The 25,050-nt window shown below is 63.0% G+C and carries 23 protein-coding genes; 15 read left to right on the forward strand and 8 right to left on the reverse strand.

Features of this window, described 5'->3' with window-relative positions:
* Positions 1-155 precede the first annotated feature (155 nt).
* On the reverse strand, positions 156-737 hold the full coding sequence (locus QCE79_RS22560; RefSeq protein ID WP_309848079.1) for a flavin reductase family protein: 582 nt from the start codon (positions 735-737) through the stop codon (positions 156-158).
* A gap of 149 nt (positions 738-886) precedes the next feature.
* Here QCE79_RS22560 and QCE79_RS22565 point away from each other — a divergent pair, with 149 nt between their 5' ends.
* From QCE79_RS22565 to QCE79_RS22610, 10 genes are all read left to right on the forward strand, one after another.
* Entirely contained in the window at positions 887-1,648 is a 762-nt protein-coding gene (locus tag QCE79_RS22565) for a PadR family transcriptional regulator (protein WP_244830175.1), read from the forward strand.
* A 14-nt stretch (positions 1,649-1,662) separates the two neighbouring features.
* A complete protein-coding gene (locus tag QCE79_RS22570) occupies positions 1,663-2,493 on the forward strand; it encodes a siderophore-interacting protein (protein ID WP_309848080.1) in 831 nt (276 codons plus the stop codon).
* A gap of 62 nt (positions 2,494-2,555) precedes the next feature.
* Complete coding sequence (locus QCE79_RS22575) at positions 2,556-2,732, forward strand: hypothetical protein (protein ID WP_244830173.1); 177 nt, start codon at positions 2,556-2,558, stop codon at positions 2,730-2,732.
* Between the two features lie 221 nt (positions 2,733-2,953).
* Positions 2,954-5,563, forward strand: coding sequence for a PAS domain-containing protein (locus QCE79_RS22580; RefSeq protein WP_250468400.1), 2,610 nt, complete (start codon positions 2,954-2,956; stop codon positions 5,561-5,563).
* A 19-nt stretch (positions 5,564-5,582) separates the two neighbouring features.
* A complete protein-coding gene (locus QCE79_RS22585) occupies positions 5,583-6,170 on the forward strand; it encodes a peroxidase-related enzyme (RefSeq protein ID WP_250527897.1) in 588 nt (195 codons plus the stop codon).
* A 149-nt stretch (positions 6,171-6,319) separates the two neighbouring features.
* Positions 6,320-7,216, forward strand: a complete 897-nt coding sequence (locus tag QCE79_RS22590) for a LysR substrate-binding domain-containing protein (protein WP_244830168.1) — start codon at positions 6,320-6,322, stop codon at positions 7,214-7,216.
* Positions 7,217-7,351: 135 nt separating this feature from the next.
* The gene (locus QCE79_RS22595) at positions 7,352-8,101 is read left to right on the forward strand and encodes an SDR family NAD(P)-dependent oxidoreductase (protein WP_250510696.1); all 750 of its coding nucleotides are present in this window, start codon (positions 7,352-7,354) and stop codon (positions 8,099-8,101) included.
* A gap of 88 nt (positions 8,102-8,189) precedes the next feature.
* Positions 8,190-9,518 (forward strand): MFS transporter, encoded by a 1,329-nt coding sequence (locus QCE79_RS22600; RefSeq protein WP_244830166.1) that lies wholly within the window; start codon positions 8,190-8,192, stop codon positions 9,516-9,518.
* A gap of 24 nt (positions 9,519-9,542) precedes the next feature.
* On the forward strand, positions 9,543-10,385 hold the full coding sequence (locus QCE79_RS22605; RefSeq protein ID WP_309848084.1) for a transketolase: 843 nt from the start codon (positions 9,543-9,545) through the stop codon (positions 10,383-10,385).
* A complete protein-coding gene (locus tag QCE79_RS22610; protein ID WP_309848086.1) occupies positions 10,382-11,383 on the forward strand; it encodes a transketolase family protein in 1,002 nt (333 codons plus the stop codon). Before QCE79_RS22605 ends, QCE79_RS22610 begins: the two co-directional genes overlap by 4 nt.
* A gap of 25 nt (positions 11,384-11,408) precedes the next feature.
* Here the strand turns inward: QCE79_RS22610 and QCE79_RS22615 are convergent, their stop codons facing one another.
* The 7 genes from QCE79_RS22615 to QCE79_RS22645 all read right to left on the reverse strand — a co-directional run bounded on the left by QCE79_RS22615 (position 11,409) and on the right by QCE79_RS22645 (position 19,198).
* Positions 11,409-11,966: a DUF2894 domain-containing protein gene (locus tag QCE79_RS22615; protein ID WP_309848088.1), complete on the reverse strand. Its 558-nt coding sequence runs from the start codon at positions 11,964-11,966 to the stop codon at positions 11,409-11,411.
* Complete coding sequence (locus QCE79_RS22620; protein WP_244830162.1) at positions 11,963-12,604, reverse strand: OmpA family protein; 642 nt, start codon at positions 12,602-12,604, stop codon at positions 11,963-11,965. The genes QCE79_RS22615 and QCE79_RS22620 overlap by 4 nt, the downstream gene beginning before the upstream one ends.
* Positions 12,601-14,880 (reverse strand): DUF802 domain-containing protein, encoded by a 2,280-nt coding sequence (locus QCE79_RS22625; protein ID WP_309848091.1) that lies wholly within the window; start codon positions 14,878-14,880, stop codon positions 12,601-12,603. The genes QCE79_RS22620 and QCE79_RS22625 overlap by 4 nt, the downstream gene beginning before the upstream one ends.
* A gap of 9 nt (positions 14,881-14,889) precedes the next feature.
* Positions 14,890-15,594: a DUF3348 domain-containing protein gene (locus QCE79_RS22630; protein ID WP_309848262.1), complete on the reverse strand. Its 705-nt coding sequence runs from the start codon at positions 15,592-15,594 to the stop codon at positions 14,890-14,892.
* A gap of 82 nt (positions 15,595-15,676) precedes the next feature.
* Complete coding sequence (locus QCE79_RS22635) at positions 15,677-16,762, reverse strand: linear amide C-N hydrolase (RefSeq protein WP_250494111.1); 1,086 nt, start codon at positions 16,760-16,762, stop codon at positions 15,677-15,679.
* A 475-nt stretch (positions 16,763-17,237) separates the two neighbouring features.
* The gene (gene ampC, locus QCE79_RS22640) at positions 17,238-18,413 is read right to left on the reverse strand and encodes a class C beta-lactamase (RefSeq protein ID WP_284503438.1); all 1,176 of its coding nucleotides are present in this window, start codon (positions 18,411-18,413) and stop codon (positions 17,238-17,240) included.
* 23 nt (positions 18,414-18,436) lie between these two features.
* Positions 18,437-19,198: a YoaK family protein gene (locus tag QCE79_RS22645; protein WP_244830159.1), complete on the reverse strand. Its 762-nt coding sequence runs from the start codon at positions 19,196-19,198 to the stop codon at positions 18,437-18,439.
* A gap of 106 nt (positions 19,199-19,304) precedes the next feature.
* On the opposite strand from QCE79_RS22645, the gene QCE79_RS22650 reads away from it, so the two are divergent.
* The 5 genes from QCE79_RS22650 to QCE79_RS22670 are packed head-to-tail and all read left to right on the forward strand — an operon-like array spanning position 19,305 to position 24,642.
* Complete coding sequence (locus QCE79_RS22650) at positions 19,305-19,784, forward strand: MarR family winged helix-turn-helix transcriptional regulator (protein ID WP_244830158.1); 480 nt, start codon at positions 19,305-19,307, stop codon at positions 19,782-19,784.
* Positions 19,781-21,883, forward strand: coding sequence for an FUSC family protein (locus QCE79_RS22655; RefSeq protein WP_309848094.1), 2,103 nt, complete (start codon positions 19,781-19,783; stop codon positions 21,881-21,883). Before QCE79_RS22650 ends, QCE79_RS22655 begins: the two co-directional genes overlap by 4 nt.
* A gap of 34 nt (positions 21,884-21,917) precedes the next feature.
* Entirely contained in the window at positions 21,918-22,127 is a 210-nt protein-coding gene (locus QCE79_RS22660) for a DUF1656 domain-containing protein (RefSeq protein WP_309848095.1), read from the forward strand.
* Positions 22,124-23,146 carry an HlyD family secretion protein gene (locus QCE79_RS22665; protein WP_309848096.1) on the forward strand — a complete coding sequence of 341 codons (1,023 nt, stop codon included), beginning with the start codon at positions 22,124-22,126 and terminating at the stop codon, positions 23,144-23,146. Before QCE79_RS22660 ends, QCE79_RS22665 begins: the two co-directional genes overlap by 4 nt.
* A gap of 17 nt (positions 23,147-23,163) precedes the next feature.
* Complete coding sequence (locus tag QCE79_RS22670; RefSeq protein ID WP_309848098.1) at positions 23,164-24,642, forward strand: efflux transporter outer membrane subunit; 1,479 nt, start codon at positions 23,164-23,166, stop codon at positions 24,640-24,642.
* The last annotated feature ends 408 nt before the right edge of the window (positions 24,643-25,050 follow it).

Genomic DNA, 25,050 nt, shown 5'->3' on the forward strand with positions numbered 1-25,050 from the left:
CGCAAGTGCACCATCGGTGCCTCGCGTTCGTCGACTGCTTAACGACCGGGAAAAGAGATTCTTTAGACCTTTTAATTCACGCTTAGAACGTGCGCTCTAAAGGCGTACAAGGGCGAGTCAGATCGACCGACGACAGCCTCGACAAGCGGCAAGTTTTATCGCGCGAGCGGCTTGGCTTGCTGCATGGATGAGCCGCGCACGAACTTGCCCGCGCCAAGATGATGGATGGTATGCAGCGACGCATTGGAGTCATCCACGTTCCAATGACCGTTAGAGAAAATGCGTTCGTCGGCCGCAGCGGACACGACTTCGGCAAAGCACGTGTCATAGGTGTCTTCGGTATGCGGCTCGCTGATGAGCCGGCATTCCAGCCATGCCGCACAGTTCGTCTCGATCAACGGAAGACCGAGCACTGGTCCTTTTATCGTCTCGATCCCGAAAGTCTTGAACTTGTCGATCTCGCGTCCGCTCGTCGAGCCGACCGCAAACGTCAAGTCGATAGCCGCCGCGCCCGGAATGACGACGCCGAAAACGCCGCTCGCCATCGCGAGTTCACGCGTGTAAGTGCTCTTGTCGATGACCACGGCGATGCGCGGCGGCGTGAATTCGACCGGCATCGACCAGGCCGCGGCCATCACGTCGCGACGTTCGCCATGAACGCTCGTGACGAGCACGGTGGGTCCGTGATTGATCAACCGGCTTGCGTGTTCAAGGGCGACGGAGCGGAAGTGAGTCATCTGAGTTTCCTGCGTGTTAGGTAGGGGTGAATATCGAAGAATTGTAGGTGGCATCGCCGGACGGTTGCTTATCGTGAAATAGTCGCTTGACAGACGCTCTTACGATATATATCTTTAGATATGTTTTACGATATCTAAGGAGTGATCTCATGCGATCCAAATGTTTTCATCGCGGGCGCGACGCGGGTTCTCGCGCGGCTGGCTTCGATTTTCCCTTCGACATTCGCAACGCGCCCGAGTGGGTCGAGCGTTTCGCCTTTTCCCGCCTGGGGCTGATCGGCCGGCACGGACGCGGAGGTGGCGGCGGAGACGACCGCTTCGGCGGCGGCTTTGGCGGCGGCTTCGGTGGCCGTGGCGGACGCGGTGGCTTCGGCGGCGAAGACGGCATGCCGCGCGGCCGCAAGTTCTCCTCGGACGACCTGCAACTGCTGCTGCTCGCCATGCTGGCCGAGGCGCCGCGTCACGGTTACGAACTCATCAAGGCGCTCGAAGACCGTTCGAACGGTTTCTATGCCCCGAGCCCCGGCATGGTCTATCCGGCGCTGACATACCTGGAAGAAATCGGCTACGCGACTGTCGAAGTGGAAGGCAACCGCAAGCGCTACGCGCTGTCCGACGCGGGCCGCGACTATCTGGAAGCGAACCGCGAACGCATCGACCTGATGCTCGCGAAGCTCACGCACTTTGCCCGCAAGATGGACCTCGTGCGCCGCGCCTATGCCGGCGAGGAAAGCGACGATACCGCCGCCGACAACGGCTGGACGCCCGAGCTGATCGCCGCGCGCCGAGCGCTGAAACGTGCGCTGGTCTTGCGCACCGATGTTTCGCCGGACGAGCAACGCCGTATCGCCGAAATTCTGGCGCGCGCGACCGCCGAGATCGAACAGAATCCCGCGCCCAAGCAGGCGTAAAGGAGCGACACACGATGACAGAATCCGCACTGCAACACCGTCCCGAACTGGAAGTCATGCGCGTGCGGCATGCGCTCAAGTTTCGCTTGCTGCAAGTCACGCAGGTTGCCACGCTCAACCCTCATTTGGTGCGCGTGACGCTTCGAGGCGACGATCTCGCCGACTTCGAAAGCGCCTCGTTCGACGACCACGTCAAGGTGTTTTTCCCGCTGCCGGGCGAGGACAAGCCCGTAGTGCCGCAAGCAGGCCCGAATGGTCCAGTGTTCGATCCGGACAAGCCGCGCCCCGTCGCGCGAGATTTCACGCCGCGCCGCTTCGATCGCGCCGCGCGCGAGCTCGACCTCGAGTTCGCCATGCACGAAGCCGGGCCGGCCACGGCGTGGGCGGCACAAGCCAAGCCAGGGCAGTACCTCGGCATCGGCGGGCCGCGTGGCTCGTTCGTCATTCCCGCGCAATTCGACTGGCATCTCTTGATCGGCGATGAAACCGCCCTGCCCGCCATCGCGCGGCGGCTCGAGGAATTGCCTGCCGGTACACGCGTCGCCACGCTGATTCAGGCGGCGGACTTATCGGCGCATATTGAACTCGACACGCGTGCCGATCTCTTCGCGCAGTGGATTTATCGCAGCGACAGCGACGATGCACATGCCGCGCTCTTGCACGCCTTGCGCTACACGTATCTGCCCGAAGGCGACGGATACGTCTGGGCCGCCGGCGAAGCCACGCTCATGCGCGCAGTGCGCCAGTTGCTGTGCAACGAACGCGGTCTCGACAAGCGGCGCATTCGGGCTTCGGCGTACTGGAAGCATGGCGAGCAAGGCGTGCACGGGACCATCGACGAGTAACGCTAGAAGCCTGGGCACGCCGCGTGCAACATGCTCCATCGAACCCAACGCGTGGAGCGCACATGAGCGAGCAAAACGAACGACAGACGCCGCCGAAGCAGACGAGCGAAGATCCGAACGTGGCTGACCGGCGTCTTTCCGATGAGCAGAAAAGCGAACTGAAGAACGAGCCAGAACCCGCCAAGGGCAGCGAAGGAGGCAAGCTGCCCGATCCGAAAGACGTCGGCGAAGCAGGCTAGTTCTCTTAACGAAGTGCAGAGTACATAGCGCCGCGAACGGGCGTTCGCAGCGCACTTTGTACCGAATCACACGGACTACCGAGTGTTGAACTTGCTCGGAAGCGCCGATGTTGCCGCGCTTTGATGTATGGTATCCCTAAGCTATTGGTACGACCCCTAGCTCACAACCATATATCGCACCAGGCAACGCGTCTTGCCGGTGATTCGAAGCAAAGACGCCCATGCACGATCCTGCTCATTTCCTGCCGTCCTTCGTCTGGCGTGCGGCGCGAGACGGCACTATCCGCTACGCCAATCCATGGGCTTGCCGGTATCTCGGCATTGCCATGCCGGAACTCGAAGGCCGTCACTGGGACGCCTTCGTTCATCCCGACGACATCCCGCCCGTGCTCGATGCGCTCCGTCAAATGCGCGACGGCACGCTGCTACGCAATGTCGATGTGCGTCTCTTGCGCGCGGACGGCGCTTACCGTTGGCATACGCTTCACTTACAGGCGCGTCGCGACGACGAAGGCGAGTTCGGCGATACGGTCGGCGTGGCCATCGACATCCACGAATCGCGGCATGCATGGGCCTTGTACGAAGCAAGCGAACGGCGTTTGCAGGCTGCGTTCGCGGGCGCGCGCATGGGCGCGTGGGAATGGGACATGAAAACGCGCGTGGTGCGCATGACCGCGCAACTCGCTGCGCTCTATTCGTTTCCGCCGGGCACCGAGGCCGTCATGCTCTCGGAAGTGTGGGATCGCGTTGCGCCGGAATATCGTGAGCCGTTCCAGCGCATGCTCACCGAAGCACTGCGCGACGGCGGTCCGTTCGAGTTCGATTTCATGCTCGATGGCGATCAGTCCGAGCATCGCTGGCTGCGCATGCGCGGGCATCCCGAGTTCGACCGGCATGGCGTGCTGACGCGCGTCTACGGAGTGAGCTTCGATATAAGCGAACAGCGCGCGGACGAAGAGCGTCTGAGCCGTTCCGAGCGACGATATCGGGCGCTCGTCGAATCGACGGATGCGCTCGTCTGGTCCGCCGATGCCAACGGCGCTATTCGCCCCTCCGGCGGCGACTGGGAGAAGTTCACGGGCGCGCCGCCCGATCGTCTGATGGGCTTCGGCTGGCTCGACTTCGTGCATCCCGACGACCGCGAGCGCACGCGCAGCACGTGGCTCGACGCCGTGCGACAAGGCAACGCGCTCACGCTCACGTTCCGCATGTTCAGACGCGATGGCACCTACCGCATCGTGCAGGCGCATGCCGCGCCGCTTTACGATCATCAGGGCGCCCTGCAGGAATGGTTCGGCACGACCACCGACGTCACGCCACAATACGAGGCGCAGGCCGCCATCGAAGCGCGCAGCCTGCGTCTTACGGTGGCGATGCAGGCGGCCAAGATTCATATCGTTTCGCTCGAACTCGAAACCTGGACGCTCCTCTTCGAAACCGGCGGCGAATGGCAGGTGAACGACACGATCACGTATGACGCGGCGCTCGCCCGCGTGCATCCCGACGATGCCGCGACGCTCGACCACTACGTGCGGCGCGTGGCATCCGGCGAAGATCCGGGCAGCCAGTTCGAGTTTCGTGTGCAGACGATGCACGGGGAACAGTGGATGCAGGGCAGCGCCCTGCTTCAGCGCAGTAAGGACGGCGTGCCGTTGCGCATCATCGGAAGCGTGATCGACATCACCGAACGCAAGCACATGGAACTCATGTTGCGCGAGGCCGGCCGTCGCAAGGACGAGTTTCTCGCAATGCTCGCGCATGAATTGCGCAATCCGCTCGCGCCGCTGCGCACGGCGATTGCCCTCGTGCAAAAGGATCACGACGTCGAGGCGCAAACGCGCGAGATGATCGACCTCATGCGCAGACAAGTGGAGCATATGACGCGTATCGTCGATGACCTGCTCGAAGTGTCGCGCATCACGCAGGGGCGCATTGCGCTGCAAGTGGAGCCGATACTCGTGGGCACGGCGGTGTATCACGCGGTCGAGGCGATTGCCGGCATGGTCGAGGCGCGCTCGCAGCATATTGCCGTCGATGTCCCCGATGCCACCACCTGGGTCTGCGGCGATGTCACGCGGCTCTCGCAAATCCTCGTCAACGTGCTCAATAACGCGAGCAAGTACACGCCCGAACAGGGGCGCATTTCGGTGAGTGTTCAGGCGGATGCGCAGTGGGTTTCGATCGTCATCGCGGATAGCGGCACGGGCATTTCGGCGGACCTTCTGCCCAAGGTTTTCGAGCTGTTCTCGCAGGGCGAGCGCACGCTGGACCGCTCGAATGGCGGGCTTGGCATCGGCCTTTCGCTCGTGAAGAAGCTCGTGGAGATGCACAAGGGAACCATCACCGTGCAAAGTCCGGGACCGGGACTCGGCACGACGGTTACGGTGCGGCTGCCACGGCTTCATCATCATGAGCGGCATTCCGCGCGCGCGTTGTCGGATACCGAAGCGCCGAAAGCGAATGCTTCGTTGCGCATACTCGTGGTCGATGACAATCGCGATGCCGCCGATTCGCTCGCCATGCTGTGCGAATCCGAAGGACACAAGGCGCGCGTGGCGTATTCGTCGGCCGAAGCGCTTGATGCCGCGCCGCCGTTTCATCCGGATGTCGCGCTGCTCGACATCGGCTTGCCGGATATCGACGGATACGAACTGGCGCGGCGCTTGCGGCGCAAGGGCGAACGTGCGCCCATGCTGATCGCGATTACCGGCTACGGGCAAGCGGAGGATCGCTTGCGCGCGCAGTCGGCAGGTTTCGACTATCACTTCGTGAAGCCCGTCAACGTGGATAGTTTATTGAAGCTGCTTTCGTCGCTGACCGTCGCGCGATGAAGCCATGACCGGAGAAACGATGACCACGCGTCCCATCAGCCGCTACCCCGTTCCCGATCCGCAAGCGTGGCCGGACGATATCCGTGCGCGCATTCTCGAAGTGCAGGAGAAGGCTGGCTTCGTGCCGAATGTGTTCCTGACGCTTGCGCACAGGCCCGACGAGTTTCGTGCGTTCTTCGCGTATCACGATGCGCTGATGCTGAAGGACGGCGGGCTGACCAAGGGCGAGCGCGAGATGATCGTGGTGGCGACGAGCGCGGTGAACGATTGCCTTTACTGCGTGGTCGCGCATGGCGCGATTCTGCGCATCTACGAGAAGAATGCGCTGGTGGCGGATCAGGTCGCGGTGAATCATCGCAAGGCGGACATCACGCCGCGTCAAAAGGCCATGCTCGATTTCGCGTTGAAGGTCTGCCAGGCCTCAGGCACGGTGGAGGATAGAGACTTTGCCACGCTGCGCGAACACGGTTTTAGCGATGAAGACGCGTGGGATATCGCGGCGATCACGGCGTTTTTCGGGTTGTCGAACCGCATGGCGAACGTGATCTCCATGCGGCCGAACGAGGAGTTTTATCTGATGGGACGGGTGGGTAGGGAGCGCGGTTAGCGGCCTGTCGAGAGAAGGAAGCATTCGTTTCGCAAGTCTTCCCGCGGCGCTGAAATGGCTGTGCTTTGCAAGTCCATTGCACTGCGTATGCCCCACGAATCGAGCTAAACTTCACCGCCCCGCTTCTCGACAACTCCACGCTCGCATCCATGCGCCTTCCTCCCCTGAAGTCGATCATCGCGTTCGAAAGCGTCGCCCGCACCAAGAGCGTCAACCGCGCCGCCGATGAACTCGGCCTCACGCCCTCCGCGGTCAGTCATCAGCTCGCGAATCTAGAGAGCATCGTGGGCCGCGCGCTTTTCACGCGGCTCGGACGCGGCCTCGTTCTCACGCCCACCGGCACGCAATATCTCGCCGATGTCACCGGCGCGCTCGCCGAACTCAACCGCGCAACCGAGCGGGCATCGAGCGAAACATCGGTCGAGATACTACGCATTCATTCGAGTCCGAGCTTCGGCCTCATGTGGCTCTTGCCGCGCCTCGCCGCGTTCCAGGAGGCGAATGGCGATATCCAGATGAACCTCGCGTGCTCCTATGAAAACGTGTCCTTTACCTCGGGTTTTTACGATGTCGATGTCCGTCACGGCTACGGGCACTGGACCGATATCGAAGTCAGAACCCTGCGTCACGAAACCATTGCGCCGCTTGCATCTCCCGCGTATCTGGAACGCTATCCGGTGGCATCGCCCGACGATCTGATCGAACACAGGCTGATCTTCTCCGAGTCGCCGCTCGTGCAATGGCAGCAGTGGTTCGGCAAGTTCGGCGTGGCAACGCGGCGCAAGGCGTTCGATTTCTCCTTCGATCGCTCCTACATGTCGCTCGAAGCCGCCGCGCTCGGTCATGGCATCGCGCTCGAAAGCACCATGCTCGCCTCCGTGCATCTCGAACGCGGTTCGCTCGTGCCGGTATTCGGGCGCGAGTATGCCGTCGAAGTCGGCGCGCATCATCTGGTATACCCCAGTCAGAACGCGGACCTGCCGCGCGTCGCGAAGTTTCTCGCGTGGATGGACCAGGAGATTGAACGAGGCCGTGAGAGACGGTGACAGCCCTCGAGGCCCGTAGTGAAAGGCGCCGCGAACACCTGAAAATTTCTCAGCAACAGCTGAGACAAACTCCGTTGATCGTCATGTGGAACGCGAAGACACTGCATCCACACCAGACAACCAACGGAGACAAACATGCTGCTCGACAACCAGGTAGTGATCGTCACGGGCGCGGCTTCGGCGCGCGGGATCGGCAAGGCAACGGCCAGGGCGCTCGCGGCGGAAGGCGCGCGCATCGTCATTCTCGATCTGCGTCAGGCCGATGCCGAAAGCGCCGCGAGCGATCTCGGCGACGGCCATCTCGGTCTTGCCTGCGACGTCACCGACAAAGCCGCCTGCGTCGATGCCGCCAACGCGACCATCGAGAAATACGGGCGTATCGATGCGCTCATCAACAACGCGGGCATCACGCAACCGATCAAGACGCTGGAAATCAGCGCGGACAATTTCGATGCGGTCATCGGCGTGAATCTGCGCGGCACGCTCCATATGTCGCAAGCCGTGATTCCGCAGATGAAGAAGCAGCAGCAAGGCTCGATCGTCTGCATGTCGTCGGTCTCCGCGCAGCGCGGCGGCGGCATCTTCGGCGGCCCGCATTACAGCGCGGCCAAAGCGGGCGTGCTCGGTCTTGCCCGCGCGATGGCGCGCGAACTCGGCCCCGACCACATCCGCGTGAACTCCATCACGCCGGGCCTGATCCAGACCGACATCACGGGCGACAAGCTCACGCCTGAAATGCGCACGGACATCATCAAGGGCATTCCGCTCGGACGTCTGGGCGACGCCGCCGATATCGCCAACGCCTGCCTCTTTCTCACGAGCGGCCTCTCTTCCTACCTTACCGGAGTCACACTCGACGTGAACGGCGGCATGCTGATTCACTAAGCATTCGACCTCAGATACGCACCCGGACCAACCGGGGCACGTGACCGGATCAACGCGCAGGCGCTTTTCCGGTCCATTGGAGACAAGCATGAAACCGAAATATTCCGCGCCGGCCGCCACGGCCGAATTTGCTTCCCCTGCCGATTCCACGAGCTTCGAAGCGCAGACTTACGCCAAGGTCGGACGGCGACTCATCCCCTTTCTGATGCTGTGCTATCTCGGCGCGTATCTGGATCGCGTCAACGTCGGCTTCGCCAAATTGCAGATGCTCAATGACCTGCGCTTCAGCGAAACCATCTACGGCGTGGGCGCAGGCATCTTCTTCCTTGGTTACTTCCTCTTCGAGGTACCGAGCAATCTCGTTCTTCATCGAGTCGGCGCGCGCAACTGGCTTGCGCGCATCATGCTCACGTGGGCGGTGATCTCGGCGAGCTTCGTGTTCGTCAAGTCGCCGACGATGTTCTATGTCCTGCGCTTTCTGCTCGGTGTCGCCGAGGCGGGCTTCGCGCCGGGCGTGATTCTCTATCTCACGTACTGGTTTCCCGCTGCGCGGCGCGCCAAGGCATTGTCGCTGTTCTTCATGGCGATTCCGCTCGCAGGCATGGTCGGCGGTCCGCTCTCCGGCTGGATCATGCATGCGCTTGCCGGTGCGCACGGACTTGCCGGATGGAAGTGGCTCTTCATGCTCGAAGCGTTGCCTTCGCTCTTTCTCGGCGTCGCGATCCTTTTCTATCTCGACAACAGCATTGCGCAAGCCAAGTGGCTCACGGATGCGGAGAAAGCCCTGCTCGCCCGCAACGTCGAAAAGGACAATGCGCAGACCGTGCAGCACGTATCGATTCGCGCGTTCATCGGCGACCGTCGCTTGTGGCTGATGGCATCGATCTACTTCTGCGTCGTGCTCGGACAGTATGGGCTCACGTTCTGGCTGCCGACCATCGTGCGACGTGCCGGCGTGGCGGACCCGCTGTGGGTCGGCATCTTCACCGCGATTCCGTATCTGTGCGCCATCATCGCGCTGCCGCTCATCGGTTCGAGCGCCGACAAACGCCGCGAGCGGCGCCTGCATCTGGCCATTCCCATGCTCATCGCCGCAGCGGCGTTCGCCACCTTGCCGACGCTTGGCAGCGTGAGCGCGTCGATCATCTGTGTGAGCGTGGCGGCGGCAGGCATCCTGAGTTCATCGGCGCAATTCTGGTCTTTGCCAACGGCCGTGCTGGGCGGCATGTCGGCGGCGGCGGGCATTGCCGCGGTTAACTGCTTCGCCAATCTCGCGGGCTTCTTTTCTCCGGCCATCGTCGGCTGGCTGAATGACTTCACGGGCAAATCGACGGCCGGTCTCATCTTCATCTCGATTGCAATCGTCGTGGGCGCGGCGCTGGTCTTTCTCGTGCCCGCCAAGACCGTGAACCGCTAAAGATTTTTCAAGGAGACAAACATCATGAGTAGTGCAGTCATCGAAGAGGTCACGCTCGCCGAGCGTGCCTACCGTATCCGCCGCAATGCGTTGTTGATGGGCGAAGTGCAAGGTCAAGGGTATATCGGCCAGGCGCTCGATATCGCCGACGTGCTGGCCGTCGCTTACTTCGGCGCGATGAACTATCGCCCCGAAGATCCCGAATGGGAAGAGCGCGACCGCTTCCTCTTGTCCAACGGTCACTATGCAATCGCGCTGTACGCTGCGCTCTTCGAAGCGGGCATCCTGCCGCAAGCGGAACTCGAGACCTACGGCAGCGACGACAGCCGTCTGCCCATGTCCGGCATGGCGAGCTATACGCCAGGCATGGAAATGTCGGGCGGCTCGCTCGGACAAGGGCTCACGATCGCGGTCGGCCGTTGCCTCGGTCTCAAGCGTAAAGGATCGAAGTCTTTTGTCTACACGCTCTTTTCCGATGGCGAATTGGACGAAGGCGCGATCTGGGAAGGGCTGATGTCGGCATCGCACTGGAAGCTCGACAACCTCATCGCCATGATCGACGTGAACAATCAGCAGGCGGACGGACCCTCGACGCAGATCATGGCGTTCGAGCCGCTCGTGCCGAAGCTCGAAGCGTTCGGCTGGTCTGTGCAGCGCGTGACTGGCAACGACATCGACGCCGTCAAACAAGCGTTCGATAACGCGCGCAATCTGAAGGAAGCGAAGCCGCGCATCATCGTGTGCGATACGCGCATGGGCTGCGGCGTGCCGTTTCTCGAAGAGCGCGAGAAGAACCACTTCATCCGTGTCGATGCCGACGAATGGCAACTGGCGCTGCAGGCACTTGAACAAGGGAGACAAGCATGAGCGATACGCTGACACAAAAGCCGCGCCTGAAGACATCGGCGATGATCGCGTCCATCGCGAGCGAAGGACAGCTCACGCGCTCGGCGCCCTTCGGACACGCGCTGGTGGAACTCGCACGCACCAAGAGCAATGTGATCGGCATGACGGCCGATCTCGGCAAGTACACGGACCTGCATATCTTCGCGAAGGAGTTTCCCGAGCGCTTCTACCAGATGGGCATGGCCGAGCAGTTGCTGATGGGCGCGGCATCCGGCTTCGCACATGAAGGCGCGCAGCCGTTCGTCACGACCTATGCCGTATTCGCGACGCGGCGCGCGTATGACTTCATCCACCAGACTATCGCCGAAGACAATCTCGATGTGAAGATCGTCTGCGCATTGCCGGGGCTCACCACGGGTTACGGTCCGAGCCATCAGGCCGCCGAAGACATTGCGTTGATGCGCGCCATGCCCAACATGACCGTGATCGATCCGTGCGACGCGCTCGATATCGAGCAGATGGTGCCCGCCATCGCCGCGCACAAAGGGCCGGTGTATGCGCGCCTGTTGCGCGGCAACGTGCCCGCCGTGCTCGACGAATACGACTATCAGTTCGAACTCGGCAAGGCGAAGCTTCTGCGCGATGGCGCCGACGTGCTGATGATCTCGTCCGGGATCATGACCATGCGCGCGCTGGAAACCGCGAAGGCGCTCGAAGCCGACAACGTGGATGTCGCGGTGCTGCACGTGCCGACCATCAAGCCGCTCGACACTGAGACCATCGTGCGCGAAGCGCGGCGTTCGGGACGGCTCGTGGTCGTGGCCGAGAATCACACGGTGATCGGAGGGCTTGGCGAAGGTGTCGCTGCCGCGTTGCTGAACGCTGGCGTCGCGCCGCCGTTCAAGCAGATCGCCCTGCCCGATGCATTTCTGGATGCCGGCGCGTTACCGACCTTGCATGACCGTTATGGCATTTCCACCCGCGTGATGAGCGAAACCATCAAAGGATGGTTGGGCTAACGGCACGAATGCGGGCGGGCGCGGCTCAACCGCGAGCCGCCTTGCCCCGCATGGGTTTCTTGACGGCGGGTGCATCGCCCGCCATTTCTTCCATCCACGAAAGCCCGTCCAGATACGCAAGAAAGTGCTGCAAATAAGCGGGTGAAACTTCGCGCATCAATGCAAGCGAACGATGCACCAGACTGCTCGAATTGAGCGGACCCGCGTTTTTCGGCACCCGCGCGAGAGACTCGTTCAGGCGCTGCTCGGCGCTGAGTCGGGCCCACACTTCGCGGAAGTATTCGAGCAATTCGCTCTGTGAGGCATGCGCCACGCGCGCATTCATGTCGGCGACCAGCACGGCGAGCGGCGTGTTTTCAACCTTTCGTGACGGCTCGACAGGCGCGGCAAGTTCGACTTCTCGCGCGTAGTCATGGAGCAAGGCCTGCAAGCGTGCATCGAGCAGACGACGCGCTTCGCCACGCTCCGCGCTCGTTCTCCGTTCGAGCGAATCGATGAACGCGAAGCGCAGCGGACTCACGCGATCATCGCCCTGAACGCGCCATTCATCGAGCATTGCGCGTGCTTGCGAGCGCTCAGTCACCGCTTCACTCCGCCGTTGGTCGGCCGCGGCACCGCTGAAATCTCGACTCGACGATTCTTCGCGCGACCCAGATCGTCGGCATTGGAACTGATCGGCTGCTCGGAGCCGAACGCCGCCGCGAATACGGACGACGATGGCACACCCGCGTCGATCAGCGCGCGCGTCACCGTCAAGGCGCGTTTGGCCGAGAGTTCCCAGTTGTCGGCGAAGCGGCGATTGCCTTCGTGCACCTGCTGATCGTCGGCGAAACCGCTCACCATCAGAATCTCTTCGTGCGAACCGAGATAGGCGGAAAGCGGTCCTGCAAGGCTCTTGAGCACATCGCGCCCTTGCGGCTGCAACTGATCGGAATTCAACGCGAACAACACGCTGCCGCTAATGCCGATGCGCCCGTTCACCAGCGTCACGCGCCCCGACGCGAGCGGGCCAGCCAGCGCCTGCTCCAGCGTCTTGCGGCGCTGCGTTTCCATCTGCCGCTGCTTGACTTCGTTTTCCAGCCGCGTCGACAGTTGCAACTGCACGCCAATGACGCCGACCAGGATCAGCACGAACGCGCCCAGCAGTACCGACATGAGATCGGCGAACGCAGCCCAGATGGGCGCGGCGGCCTCCACGCCGCCATCGATCTCCTCGTTCATGCGGCCTTCGCTCCGGCGGCGCGCTGCCCCGCGATACGCTGCAGGTCTTCGACGATCTGCTTCTGCGAAAGCGTGCTCAGATCGATCACCTCACGCGCCTGCGCCACGTAATAGGCAAGCTGTTCGTCGCTGCGCGCAAGCGACTTGTCGAGCGCGGCCTCGATGCTCTTGAGATGCGCGACGAGCAGTTCGTTCGATGCGCCGAAAGACTGCACGGCGCCGCCGAGCGCATCGCCGAGACTCGCGACTTCGAGCGCGCCGCTCGTGACTTGCGCCGCGACCGTTTCGAGTTTGAGGGTCTCTGCCTCGACCTTGTCGGTGAACTGCGTGCCGACGCGCGCGAGCAGGTCCGATGACGAAGCGACGAGCGCATCGACGGCCACACGCTGTTCGTTCGACGTGTGATTCACCGCATCGAGCAAGGTTTCGAGCGTGGCGAGCAAGCGCGTGCGCTCGTCCAGCATGGCGTTGTCGTGGACCATGGATTCGCTGAGTTTCTCGCGCATCTGCGCAATCACATCGGCGGCGAGCTTCGGCGCTTCCGACGCCGCCGCGACCAGTCCTTCGATCTTCGCGATGGTGCCGCTCGCGCGCTTCTCGGCATCGGCGGCCATCTCGCTCGCGGTGCGCGCGAGCGTGTCGCAGATGTTCTGTTGACGCTCGGCGGCGAACGCGCTCGTCTCTTGCCATTGTTCTCGCTGGTTGGCGGCGAGCGTGGCGAGCGCATCGGTCCAGGCGTTCAGGCGCGCTTCGCTGTTCGATGCGATCTCGTCGCGCAAACCGGCGTGCGATCGATCGACGGCGAGCAGCAGCGAAGCGGCGTGTTCCTGGAAACTCGCCGTCGCGTTAAGCAACGCCTGCTCGTGTTGCGCGGCGAGATGCTCGCCGGTGCGCGTCTGTTGCGTGAGCGCTTCGCTCCACGTTTCGGCGAGCGTGGATGACGTGTGGTCGAGCCGCGCGGCGACGCCATCGATCAAACCGGACGCGCGTTGTTCGAACGTTTCGGCAAGACCATCGAGCGCGGCGCGCGTTCCCGTCATCAACGCCTCGTTCGACTTTCGATGCCCGGCGAGCGACTGGTTCCAGTGCTCCGCGATCTCCGTCACCGAAGTCGTGAAGCCGCTCGTGATGCGTTCCATGCGCGCCGATACGCCTTCGAGCAACGCGGCCGAGCGCGTTTCGAAGCCCTGCGCGAAGCCGTCGAGCGACGTGCCCATGCGCGTGACGAGCGCTTCGTTCGACTGCCGATGTTTATCGAGCGAGTCTTGCCAGATGCCCGCGATTTTCGCCGACGAAGCCTCGAAGCCGCTCGACAAGCCATCCAGCTGCCGCGCCACGGCCTGTTCGATCTTGCCGTGCAAGGCTGCCGTCTCGCCCGCGATGCCGTCCATGGCGGATTGCATGATCGGTTGCAGCGCGCTGCTCGCGGCGCGCGCGCTGTCGGCGACGCTCTGCTTCAACGACTGTTCCACCGATGCCGCCAGCCGCCGATACGAAGTCTCGGTTTTGGCATGAAACGCATCCTGATTGGTCAGTTGCCGCTCGTTTGCCGCGATGCTCTGCTGTTCGATGGCGTGCATCATCGCTTGCAGGCGATCGACCAGCTTCGGCATGAGTTCGGCCTGCCGTTGCATCAGCTTCAGGCCTTCCTCGCGCCGATGCGTCTCTGTAAATACGCGCAGTGTCGTCGCAATCTTGAGGTCGAGGGTCTGCACGGCGTCGAGCCGTTCGCGGCGGCACAGCGCTGAAAGCAGGCCAAGCATGGCCGATGTCGCGACACCCGCGATCGATGTGCCGAACGCGAAACTCAGGCCCGTAACCGGCGCCGCGAGCGACGAGCGGATCGCCGAAAGATCGGTCGCGCTTTCCAGCGCCGCGCCGGTGCCGCGCAGCGTCACGACCATGCCGAGCAGCGTGCCGAGCATGCCGAGCAACACGAGCAACCCGACGAGATATGGCGCAAGCACAGGCGCCGGCAACGCAGCGCGCTCGCCTTCGACCCGCAAGCGCACCGCATTGCGCAGAACCACGGGCAGGCTTTCGAGCCAGACGGCAAGGCTCTTCGGCGTGACGGCGAGTTGCCGCAGCGCATGCGCGAATGCATAGGTGGTTTGCTGATAGCGCTGCAGTTCGGCCGCGCCCGCGAGGTAGCACGCGCCGATCAGGAGCGTGACGCAAAACGCGAGCGCATTCGAGCCGACATAGCCAATGGCGATTCCGCAAACGGCGGCAAGACCAGCGAGAAAGACGGCGACATTCAGGATATAGCGAGGCATGGCGTGGCTTTAGCGGGTTCGAAGGGCGGAAAGCAGCCCTTCGACCGGTTGAAAACGGACTTCGAGTTCGGCGAGCGAGACGTGGCGCATGTCGTCGCGAAAGGCCTCGAGCCAGGCATTCGACACGGGTGCGGCTTGGTCCGCGGCTGCGCGCTTCATGCGCTCGAAATACTTGCCGAGCAACACGGGCACGTGCGCGAGCAGGCTGCGTTCGCGTGCGCTCAACGCCTGTTCCATGACGGCATCGACGGCGGCGAGCCGCGCCAGATCGGGCGATTGCGCCGCAAGCGCCGCGCGCAAGCGGCCGCGCAACGGGCCGATGTTGGTTTCCATGGTCTGCTGCAAGGACACATAGCGCTGGCGGAACGCCGCAAAGTCGAGCGAAAGATCGTCCGGAGGTGGCGTCGGCACGCGTGCGCGATGCCGTCCGGCTGCAGGCTTCTCGCCGCCCGCGACGGCATTCACCAGCGACGCGCGCATGCGCATGCAGGCTTCTTCCAGCGCGTGCGCACCTGAGTGCATTGGCACGAGAGGCGCCGGCGGCGCATCGGCGAGCGCGGTCGAAAGCGCGATCGCATCGGTCCAGCCGAGCCATTGGCTCAGGCGGTCCGAAAGCGATGCGGCGGGTTCGTGAACATCGAGGTTGGCGATGCGTGCCAGCAGACGCACGAGCGCCGGGCCGCTGAGCGCCGTGCGCGTCTGGGCTTGCACGATATGACCAGGGCAAAAGCTGCCTATTTTAACCGCTGACGCAGCGCCGGCCTCGATTTTGAGATGGAGGGACGCCGCACGGGCGTCACTGCGCTTTCGCGGGCAGGAAGGTGAACGACGGCGTCGTCACGAATTTATCCGCCGTCTCGCCCGAGAACACTTGGCCCGCGTCGATGGTCAGCTTCCTCACCGGCGCGCCCGGGCGCAGATCGACCTTGCTCAGAGACACCCAGAACGTGTCCGGGCGCGTGGCCGAATCGAAGTAATAGACGAGGTTGGTCTGGTCGGACACCGTGCGCCAAATCGTCGACGAGAGATTCGGCATGTTGTCGGAGCGAATGCCGAGCGGCACGCTCACCGAACGCATCACGCTCATCACGCTTGCCGCCGCCTGGAACGGATACGACTTCTGCGGCACGCCCGCCATGTAGTTCGGGTCGGCCTGCTTGGGGATCGAATTCATGAGAAACGACGCGCGCACAAAGCGGTCCGCCGCGCGGTTCGTGCCCGGCAGGAACGCCGTGCCGCTGACGCCTTTCCAGTATGCGTCGATGGCGAGCTGGTCTTCATACGCCGGTGAATTCGTCACCACCTTGTACTGCTTGCTTTGATGGATGATCAGCTTGCCCTTGATGTACTCGAAGATCGCGGAGTCGCCGCGCGCGTCCGAGAGCGCCAGATGGATGGTGAGCGGCTTGCCGTCCGGCAAAGGCGGCGCGATGATCTGAAACGGCTCGCGGCTCAGCACATAGACCGCTTGCGCGACCGTCGCGAAATTGTCGAGCGCGTACTGGGCCCACAGGCTGATGGAGAGCGGATCGCGTTTCGGGTCGGGTTTGCCGTAGTCGCTCTCGGCGAGATAAAGCGCATTCGCGACGAGTCCGCGTTCGTTCATGCCATCCACGGTGCCGATGTCGTAGCCCGATACCACCACGCTCCCGTACTTCGCTTTCCATTTGGTGGAACGCTCGCCGGCGTTGCCATCGCGCTCGATGCCGGCAGGCATCACCCAAAGGTTGGACCGCATGTCTTCGGACCAGTCCATCGTGCGGCCCGTGATGGTGAGTTTGTCGCCGACGTACAGTGCGCGCGTACAGGCGAGAGCAAGCGAGGTGGACAACCAAGCAAGTGCAAAGAGACAGACGAGCTTCCGGGTGAATCCTCGGGTCATGGCAACAGTTCCGTTTATCGTTTCGAATTCTGAATGAGGACGGCGAAACCCTTTCGCGCGATGAACGGCGGCGCGTTTCTAGAGGTGACGCCGCGCCGTCTTCAGAAATAGGGGAATTCCCAGCGTTTGTAAAGACGAAATGCCAAGCACGCCGAACATCGGCGCCAAAGGTGAGCCAGCTTAACCAGCCGGTGAAAATTACCTAAATAAATACAATGAATCAATAGCTTCAGGATTTTTTCCCGCACGTCGTCAAGTGAGCAGGATCGGCAGAGTAACAGGCCCGCTTTCAATCACACGCATGTTCGGAGAATAGTGCGGCGTCGAATATCGACTTCGCAACCGACCCCGCCGCCAGCCAGTCATAGCGATACGGTAATCGCGACGGTGATGTTCTGAGCGCGTGGGTATCGGCTCAACCCCACGCGCCTTTATGGACGTCGATGCGCTTCTCGCGATGCAGCGCATCTGTTACCTACTTCACGGTATCCAGCGCCTTGACGATCGCATGCGCCGCCGCGACGCGTTCCGGAATAGGGAAGTTCTTGTTCGCCAGAAACACGATGCCCACGTCCTCTTCCGGCACGAATGCCAGATAAGCACCAAAGCCGTTGGTCGAACCCGTCTTATTGATCCACACGTCCTGACGCGGTTTCATCGGCGGGTCGAGGCGCGTGGCGGGATGCGCTTCCAGCGCCATCGAAGATGAATTGCCGTCGAGCAACGCCTGCAGTTCGACCGGATACGGATACTGCTCCCAGATCAAATCCTGCGTCATTGGCCCGGTTTGAAAGTAGCCCGTATGCGTGGCGACGATCGCGCGTTGCAGCTTTGCATCGATACGTCCTGCTTCGTTCATGTTGGCCAGCAAGAAGCGCGTCATGTCGCCAGCAGTCGACTTCACGCCATAAGCCTCCGACGACAACACGCCCGGCGCCATGCGAATGGGCGCGCCGTCCTTCGCATAACCTTGCGCGTAATCGTGCTTGCGCGAAGGCGGCACGTCGATGAACGTGTTCTTCAATCCCAGCGCCGGAAAAATGCGCTGCTGCATGAGCTGATCGAAATCGGCATTCATGCTCTTCGCCGCGATGAACCCCAGCATGCCGATACCCGGATTCGCATACGTGCGGCACGTGCCCGGCTCGCACGAAGGTTTCCACGCCTCGAAATACTTGATCAGTTGCGCGTTGTCGTGAATGTCGTCGGGGACTTGCAGCGGCAAGCCGCCCGGCGTGTGCGTGCCGAGTTCGACGAGCGTCACGTCGTCGCCGAAACGGCTGCCGCGCAGCGACGGCACGAAGCGGCTCACGTGATCGTCGAGAGAAAGATGGCCGGTCACTTCGGCATAGGAAGCGAGCGTCGCCGTGAACGTCTTGCTCACCGATCCCAGTTCGAACAAGGTATCGCGCGTGACGGGCCTCGCGCCTTCCTTCGACGCCACGCCATAGTTATAGATATGCGTCTTGCCATCGAGTACGATCCCCACCGCCATGCCCGCAATGCCATTGCGCGCCATCAAGGGCTCGATGGTGCGATCGACGGTCTGCCTGATGGCCTTGTCGCTCGCCGCCGCCGCATTCGCCGCTTGGCTCGCGCCGATGGAAAAAATGGCCGTTGCCAAAAGGCTCAACGTCCCGATCCTGATCATGCAACGTCTCCGTTTTAGTGTGACTACTTCCGCGCCCGTCTCAGGCCAGCGGATAAATCGTCCATCACCGGCACCGCCGCAAAGAGCAGCAGCAAGGCCGCAAGCGGTACGGTCGCGATGAACCCGAGATGCGCGAAGCCTACCGCGCCTGCAAAGCCGCCCGCGATGAACATCGCGAAAAGCGAACTCAAGAGCGCGAGCCGCGCATGATTGGCGCGCACATAGCGCTCGTCGTCGCGCCCGACGCGCCGGTTCCAATACAGACTCTTGCCCAGCTCTATGCCGATATCCGTGACGAGCCCCGTCACATGCGTCGTGCGAATCTCGGCTTTCGATATCTTGGTGATCATCGCGTTCTGCAGGCCCATCACGAAGCACAGCAGCATGACGGTCATCGGCACGTCCCAGAAACGATGCGCCTCCAGATTCGCGCCGAGCACGCCGAACACCAGCAACAGGCAGGCTTCGAGGACGAGCGGAACCGCGAACACGCTATGCGCCGCGCGCTGGCGTCCCCAGTTGATGAGCAACGCGGAAGTCGCGGCTCCCGCGACGAACGCGAGCACCGCGCTCATCGCCGAGAACACGAGCGCCGCTTGCCCGAGCACGAAATTATCCGCGATCGACGACACCAGCCCCGACATGTGCGAGGTGTATTGACCCACGGCGAGAAAGCCGCCCGCATTGGCCGCGCCCGCCACGAAGGCCAGCGCGCAACCGAGGCGGCGGTTGGCCGACTGCGTGCGGCTGGGCGAAGTCAGGCCCCGGAGATAGGCGATCGGCATGACGTTTCCCGCGCGATGAAGAGACAAAAAAGATAACACGAGCGTGCCGCGATATTTTTGATCGATAGGACGCTAACGAATAAAACTGCCGATATAATCGCGCCCCATGAGCCATCTCGACCTTCTGCGCCGCTCCGTCAGCAGCACACTCGTACTTGCCGCGCGGCGCTGGCGGCGTACGAGTCATGGCGTGCTCGCGTCCTATGGCGTCTCTGAAGCCTGCGCGGTGCCACTGCTCACGGCCAACCGGCTCGGTGAGAGCGTGCGGCAAGTGACGCTCGCGGAGCATGTCGGTATCGAGGGACCGTCGCTCGTGCGTCTGCTCGACCAGCTATGCGCGGCCGGACTCGTGCGGCGCGACGAAGACCCCGAAGACAAGCGCGCCAAGACCATCACACTCACCGACGAAGGCCGCGCCGTCACCGCGCGCATGGAAGAGCGCCTGATGTCGCTGCGCGCGCGGCTGCTCAAGGGCGTGAGCCGCGAGGACCTCGAAACCACGCTGCGCGTGCTCAACGCGTTCAGCGCCACGCTCGACACCGTGCCCGCACGCGATGACGGCAAGAGCGGAGCGCGCACGCCATGAACTTCCCGTCCGCGCGCGAGTGGCTCTTCTCCGGCAAGACCTTCGCCGCCGCGATGATCGCGCTTTATATCGGCCTCGCGCTCGAACTGCCGCGCCCGTACTGGGCGATGGCCACGGTCTATATCGTCTCGAACCCGTTCGTCGGCGCGACGCGCTCGAAGGCTTTGTATCGCGCGCTCGGCACGGCTATCGGCGCGGCGGGCGCGGTGCTGATCGTGCCGCCGTTCGTCGAGTCGCCGTTTCTGTTCAGCGTGATCGTCGCGCTATGGACGGGCTCCCTGCTCTTTCTCTCCATGTTCGACCGCACCGCGCGCAGCTACGTGTTCCTGCTCGCGGGCTATACGCTGCCGCTGATCGCGCTGCCTTCCGTGTTGAACCCGGCCACCGTGTTCGATCTCGCGATCTCGCGCACCGAAGAGATTCTGCTCGGCATCGTGGTGGCGAGCATCGTCGGCTCCGTGGTGTTTCCGAGCCGGCTCGCGCCGACGCTCGTCGAGCGCACCGACGCGTGGTTTCGCGACGCCGCGTTCTACGCGAGCGAATCGCTCTCCGGGCGGCTCGCGGGGGCGGCCATCTCGGCGGCGCGGCAACGGCTCGCCGCTACGGTGAACGGCCTCGAAGTGCTGTTGAGCCAGTTGACCTACGACCATACGCGGCCGGATATCGTGAGCCGCGCGCGCGCCTTGCAAGGACGCATGCAGATTTTCTTGCCGCTGATCTCGTCGATGGCCGACCCGCTCATCGAACTGATCGATAAACGTGGCGCGGGCACGCCGGAGTTGCAGGCGCTGCTGCAAGACGTGGCTGCGTGGGTCGCCGCGCCCATGCCCGATTCCGCCGAGCCGACCGCCGTCGAAGCCTTCGCGCGCACGCCGGATGCGCTGCGTGCCCGCGCCGAAGCCATGCGGCCATCCGCCGAAGGACTTGCGAGCGAGAACGGCGCATTGCTCTCCAGCGCGCTCTGGCGGCTCACGCAAGTCATCGACGTATGGCAGGACATCCGCAGTTTGCGCCTCGCCATCCTGAACGACACTCACGAATGGCAACCGCGCTTTCGTCACTGGCGTCTTGGCGGCACCGCGCGCTTCTTCGATCGCGGCATGATGCTGTTCTCGACGGGCGTGGCGGTCAGCGCGATCATCGTCGCGTGCGGCTTGTGGATCGAATCAGGCTGGAACGACGGAGCCGGCGCCGTGACGCTCGCCGCTGTCGCCTGCTGCTTCTTCGCGGCGCTCGACGAACCCGCGCCCCAAGTGTTCGCGTTCTTTCTCGCCACCTGCATGAGCGTGGTGCTGGCCGGTCTCTATGTGTTCGCGGTGCTGCCGCACGTGCACGACTTCGCCATGCTCGTGTTGATCTTCGCGATACCGTTCCTGATCATCGGCACGCTGATTCCGCGGCCGCGCTTCAATCTCGTCACCATGCTCGTGGCCGTCAACACGGCGACCTTCATCAGCATCCAAAGCGCCTACGAAGCGGACTTCTTCGTGTTTCTCAACAGCAATCTGGCGGGCGTCGCGGGGCTTCTGTTCGCCTTCGTCTGGACGCGCGTGACGCGGCCCTTCGGCGCGGAACTGGCCGTCGCGCGGCTCACGCGCTCGGCGTGGCGCGATATCGTCAAGAGCACCTTGCCGGAAGCCTTTCACGACCAGCGCAACTTCTACTCGCGCATGCTCGACCGGCTGATGCAGGTGCTGCCGCGTCTCGCCGCAACGGATGCGCACCGGCATCCGTCCATCGAAAGTTTCCGCGATTTTCGCGTGGCGCTCAACGCGCTCGATCTGCGCCGCGCGCGCCGCAAGATGTCGGTGGAAGTGCAATCGTCCATCGACGATGTGCTCGCCGGCGTTCGCCAGTATTTCCAGCATTGCCTCGAACGGCGCGCGCGTCAGCCGGTACCGGGCACGCTCATTCAGACCATCGACGCCGCCGCGCGGAAAGTCGTGGCGGCCAACAGCGTCGCGGAAAAAGCCGCGCCCGTCGCTTCGCGCGGCGAGCGTTCGTTGCGCGATACGCTGCATGCGCTCGTCGGCATCCGGCTTTCGCTGCATCCGCCCGCTGTCGATAAACCCGCCAACGAACGTCAGGAACCCGCGTGATGCCGTCTCGAACGCTCTCTTCGGATCGACTCGCATGATCGGCGAAATCGATATTCTCGGCGTCTTCGTGCCCGCCGTGCACGTGCTCATGTTCATCGCTTATCTGGTGAACCTCGTGATTCGCACGGTGCTCGCACGCGTGGGCTTCTATCGTTTCGTGTGGCATCGCTCCGTTTTCGATCTCGGCATCTACGTCTTGGTGCTGGGGCTTGTCGTCGTCGTTTCGCATCGGCTCATCCCGTGAAAAAAACCTGGTTCTCCGTCGGGCAGATTCTGCTCACGCTCATCGTCGTCGCAATTGCAGGCGCGGTCCTGTGGAAGCTGGTCGATTACTACATGTTCGCGCCCTGGACGCGCGATGGCCACGTTCGCGCCGACGTCATTCAGGTCGCGCCGGACGTGGCCGGTCTCATCACCGATGTCAAGGTCGTCGACAACCAGCAAGTCAAACGCGGCGACGTGCTCTTCGTGATCGATCAGGCGCGCTACACGCTCGCACTGCGCAACGCGCAAGCCGCCGCGCAACAACGCCGCGCCACGCTCGATCAGGCGAAGCGCGAGGACGTGCGTAATCGCTCGCTCGGCAATCTCGTTGCGCGCGAGGTCGTGGAAGAAACGCATTCGCGCGTCGAACAGGCCGCTGCCGCGCTCGCGGATGCCGACGTCGCCATCGATACCGCGCGGCTCAATCTGCAGCGCACCGAAGTGCTGAGCCCGGTCGACGGTTATCTCAACGACCGCGCGCCGAAAGTCGGCGAATACGTCGCCTCGGGCCGCGCCGTGCTGTCCGTGGTCGATATGAACTCCTTCCGCGTCGATGGCTACTTCGAAGAAACCAAGCTGCATGGCATCGACATCGGCCAACCGGTGGATATCAAGGTGATGGGCGAGCCGAATCTGCTGCGCGGTCATGTGCAGAGCATCGTGGCGGCAATCGAGGATCGCGATCGTCAGCAAAGCTCGAGTCTTCTGCCGAACGTGAACCCTGCGTTCAGCTGGGTGCGGCTCGCGCAGCGAATCCCCGTGCGCGTGACGCTCGATGAGATTCCCGCCGATTTCCGCATGATCGCGGGACGCACGGCGACGGTTTCGGTACGCGGCATCGGCCCGACGGTCGGCGCGCGGCCCGCTTCGAACACCGTGCCCGCTCAGGCCACCGCGCCTGCATCGCCGGTGGCGGCGCATGCGGCTTCGGGTGCTTCGGGTGCTTCGGGTGCTTCGGGTGCTACGGGTGCTTCGGGTGCTTCGGGTGCTTCGCAATGAAACACCGCGTCATCTCGATGCCTAAGCGACCCAAGCGACCCAAGCTGCTCAAGCGCTGCGGCCTCACGCTTCTTGCTTCCACGCTCGCGCTTGCCGGCTGCATGACCGTCGGGCCGAATTACAAGCTGCCCGACGGCGCGGTCGTCAACCGGGACTACGCGAATGCCGCCATCGATGGAGCCGATCGAGCGCCCGTCACGCAAGGCACGGTGCCCGCGAAGTGGTGGCGTCTCTACGACGATCCCGCGCTCGACGAGCTCGTCAACGAGGCGCTGCTTTCGAATTCCGATCTGCGCGTGGCGGCGGCGAATCTCGTGCGTTCGCGCGCCGAAGTGGAATTCGCCAATCAGCAAGGCGGCTTCTCGTCCAAGTCGTCGGTGGGGTTTCAGCGCGCGCAGGAATCGGCGGAGCAGTATCTGCTGACCGAAAAGCTTCCGGTCGTCAATGAAGGCGTGCTCGACCTGAGCGTCTCCTATGAATTCGATCTCTTCGGCAAGCTCAAGCGCGGTGTCGAAGCCGCCAATGCCGATGACGAAGCCATCGAAGCCGCCCTCGATCTCGCGCGCATCACCGTGGTCGCCGATGTCGTGCGCGCGTATGTCGATTCGTGCGCGGCCGCCGAAGAGCTCGGCATCGCGCAACGATCGCTGTCCTTGCAGAAGCAGCGTGTGACGCTATCGCAGCGTCTGCGCGATGCAGGCCGTGGCAATCAGTCCGAGGTTACGCGCGGACAAACGCAGTCCGACACGCTCGCCGCCGACATCCCGCGTTATGTGGCGCGTCGCCGCGTGGCGCAGTATCGGCTCGCCATGCTGCTCGCGCGTCCTGCCGCGCAATTGCCGCGTGCCACGCTCGCCTGCAAGAAGGCGCCGCATGTGCGGCAGCCGATTCCGGTCGGCGACGGCGCGGCGCTGCTCAGACGCCGACCCGACGTGCGGCAGGCGGAGCGGCAACTGGCGGCATCGACGGCGCGTATCGGCGTGGCGACGGCGGCGCTTTATCCTTCGGTGAGTTTCGGAGCATCGGTCGGGTCGGTGGGCGTTGCCGAAGATTTGCTCGGCGCCTCGACCAACCGCTGGGCTTTCGGTCCGCTCATCAACTGGAACTTTCCGATCAACGGTCAGCGTGCGCGCGTGCGCCAGGCCGAGGCGGCATCCGGCGGCGCGCTCGCGCATTTCGACGGCGTCGTGCTCAACGCGCTGCGCGAAACGCAAAGCGCGCTCGCGAACTACGCGTCCGACACCACGCGCGCCGACGCGCTGCGCACCGCGTACAAGTCGGCGGTCGAATCGGCCGATGAAACGCATCGGCTGTATTCGGCGGGACGCGAATCCTTTCTCTCCGATCTCGACGCCACGCGCACCTTGACGAGCGTCGCCGCGCAAGTGGCGGCGGCCGAAGCGCAGGTCGCGCAGGATCAGGTCACGCTGTTTCTTGCGCTTGGCGGCGGATGGGAACGCGAGGAAGAAGTGGCGGTGGGGGCCGGGGGTAAGTAATCTTGCTCCTTGGGCATCGACTGGAATTAGGTCGATGCCCGAGCGCATCGACTTGCAGTCCGCTATTCCCGACACTGGTTTTCCCTAATCAAAACAAATTAGCGCGGGTTTGTATAGCGTATTAAATCTGTACAAGTCATTACGCTTATCAAAGCCTTATAAATTCGCCTGAAGATAATCGCGCAATCAGGCTTGTACGTGTAAATCCCAATACTGATTTTCTCCGGCTTGTCACAAGCCATTCACCGGGAAACACCAAGCCAGATAATCGCCTTCAGAAATCCGCATGAATTTTTGAAGGCTGGCATGCACCACGATTGGATATGTGGGCTTCCGCGCATACCGGCAACCTACCCGCTGATACGGTTGCGACACGCACAATCCTCGCCTCTCTCACGGTCCATATCG

This window comes from Caballeronia sp. LZ003 (genome assembly GCF_031451465.1).
In the GTDB taxonomy this organism is placed as follows: domain Bacteria; phylum Pseudomonadota; class Gammaproteobacteria; order Burkholderiales; family Burkholderiaceae; genus Caballeronia.

Bases quoted from the DNA above. Each gene is read 5' to 3' on its own strand.
- QCE79_RS22560 (WP_309848079.1), bottom strand. From the start codon at position 737: ATGACTCACTTCCGCTCCGTCGCCCTTGAACACGCAAGCCGGTTGATC.
- QCE79_RS22565 (WP_244830175.1), top strand. From the start codon at position 887: ATGCGATCCAAATGTTTTCATCGCGGGCGCGACGCGGGTTCTCGCGCG.
- QCE79_RS22570 (WP_309848080.1), top strand. From the start codon at position 1,663: ATGACAGAATCCGCACTGCAACACCGTCCCGAACTGGAAGTCATGCGC.
- QCE79_RS22575 (WP_244830173.1), top strand. From the start codon at position 2,556: ATGAGCGAGCAAAACGAACGACAGACGCCGCCGAAGCAGACGAGCGAA.
- QCE79_RS22580 (WP_250468400.1), top strand. From the start codon at position 2,954: ATGCACGATCCTGCTCATTTCCTGCCGTCCTTCGTCTGGCGTGCGGCG.
- QCE79_RS22585 (WP_250527897.1), top strand. From the start codon at position 5,583: ATGACCACGCGTCCCATCAGCCGCTACCCCGTTCCCGATCCGCAAGCG.
- QCE79_RS22590 (WP_244830168.1), top strand. From the start codon at position 6,320: ATGCGCCTTCCTCCCCTGAAGTCGATCATCGCGTTCGAAAGCGTCGCC.
- QCE79_RS22595 (WP_250510696.1), top strand. From the start codon at position 7,352: ATGCTGCTCGACAACCAGGTAGTGATCGTCACGGGCGCGGCTTCGGCG.
- QCE79_RS22600 (WP_244830166.1), top strand. From the start codon at position 8,190: ATGAAACCGAAATATTCCGCGCCGGCCGCCACGGCCGAATTTGCTTCC.
- QCE79_RS22605 (WP_309848084.1), top strand. From the start codon at position 9,543: ATGAGTAGTGCAGTCATCGAAGAGGTCACGCTCGCCGAGCGTGCCTAC.
- QCE79_RS22610 (WP_309848086.1), top strand. From the start codon at position 10,382: ATGAGCGATACGCTGACACAAAAGCCGCGCCTGAAGACATCGGCGATG.
- QCE79_RS22620 (WP_244830162.1), bottom strand. From the start codon at position 12,604: ATGAACGAGGAGATCGATGGCGGCGTGGAGGCCGCCGCGCCCATCTGG.
- QCE79_RS22625 (WP_309848091.1), bottom strand. From the start codon at position 14,880: ATGCCTCGCTATATCCTGAATGTCGCCGTCTTTCTCGCTGGTCTTGCC.
- QCE79_RS22635 (WP_250494111.1), bottom strand. From the start codon at position 16,762: ATGACCCGAGGATTCACCCGGAAGCTCGTCTGTCTCTTTGCACTTGCT.
- ampC (WP_284503438.1), bottom strand. From the start codon at position 18,413: ATGATCAGGATCGGGACGTTGAGCCTTTTGGCAACGGCCATTTTTTCC.
- QCE79_RS22645 (WP_244830159.1), bottom strand. From the start codon at position 19,198: ATGCCGATCGCCTATCTCCGGGGCCTGACTTCGCCCAGCCGCACGCAG.
- QCE79_RS22650 (WP_244830158.1), top strand. From the start codon at position 19,305: ATGAGCCATCTCGACCTTCTGCGCCGCTCCGTCAGCAGCACACTCGTA.
- QCE79_RS22655 (WP_309848094.1), top strand. From the start codon at position 19,781: ATGAACTTCCCGTCCGCGCGCGAGTGGCTCTTCTCCGGCAAGACCTTC.
- QCE79_RS22660 (WP_309848095.1), top strand. From the start codon at position 21,918: ATGATCGGCGAAATCGATATTCTCGGCGTCTTCGTGCCCGCCGTGCAC.
- QCE79_RS22670 (WP_309848098.1), top strand. From the start codon at position 23,164: ATGCCTAAGCGACCCAAGCGACCCAAGCTGCTCAAGCGCTGCGGCCTC.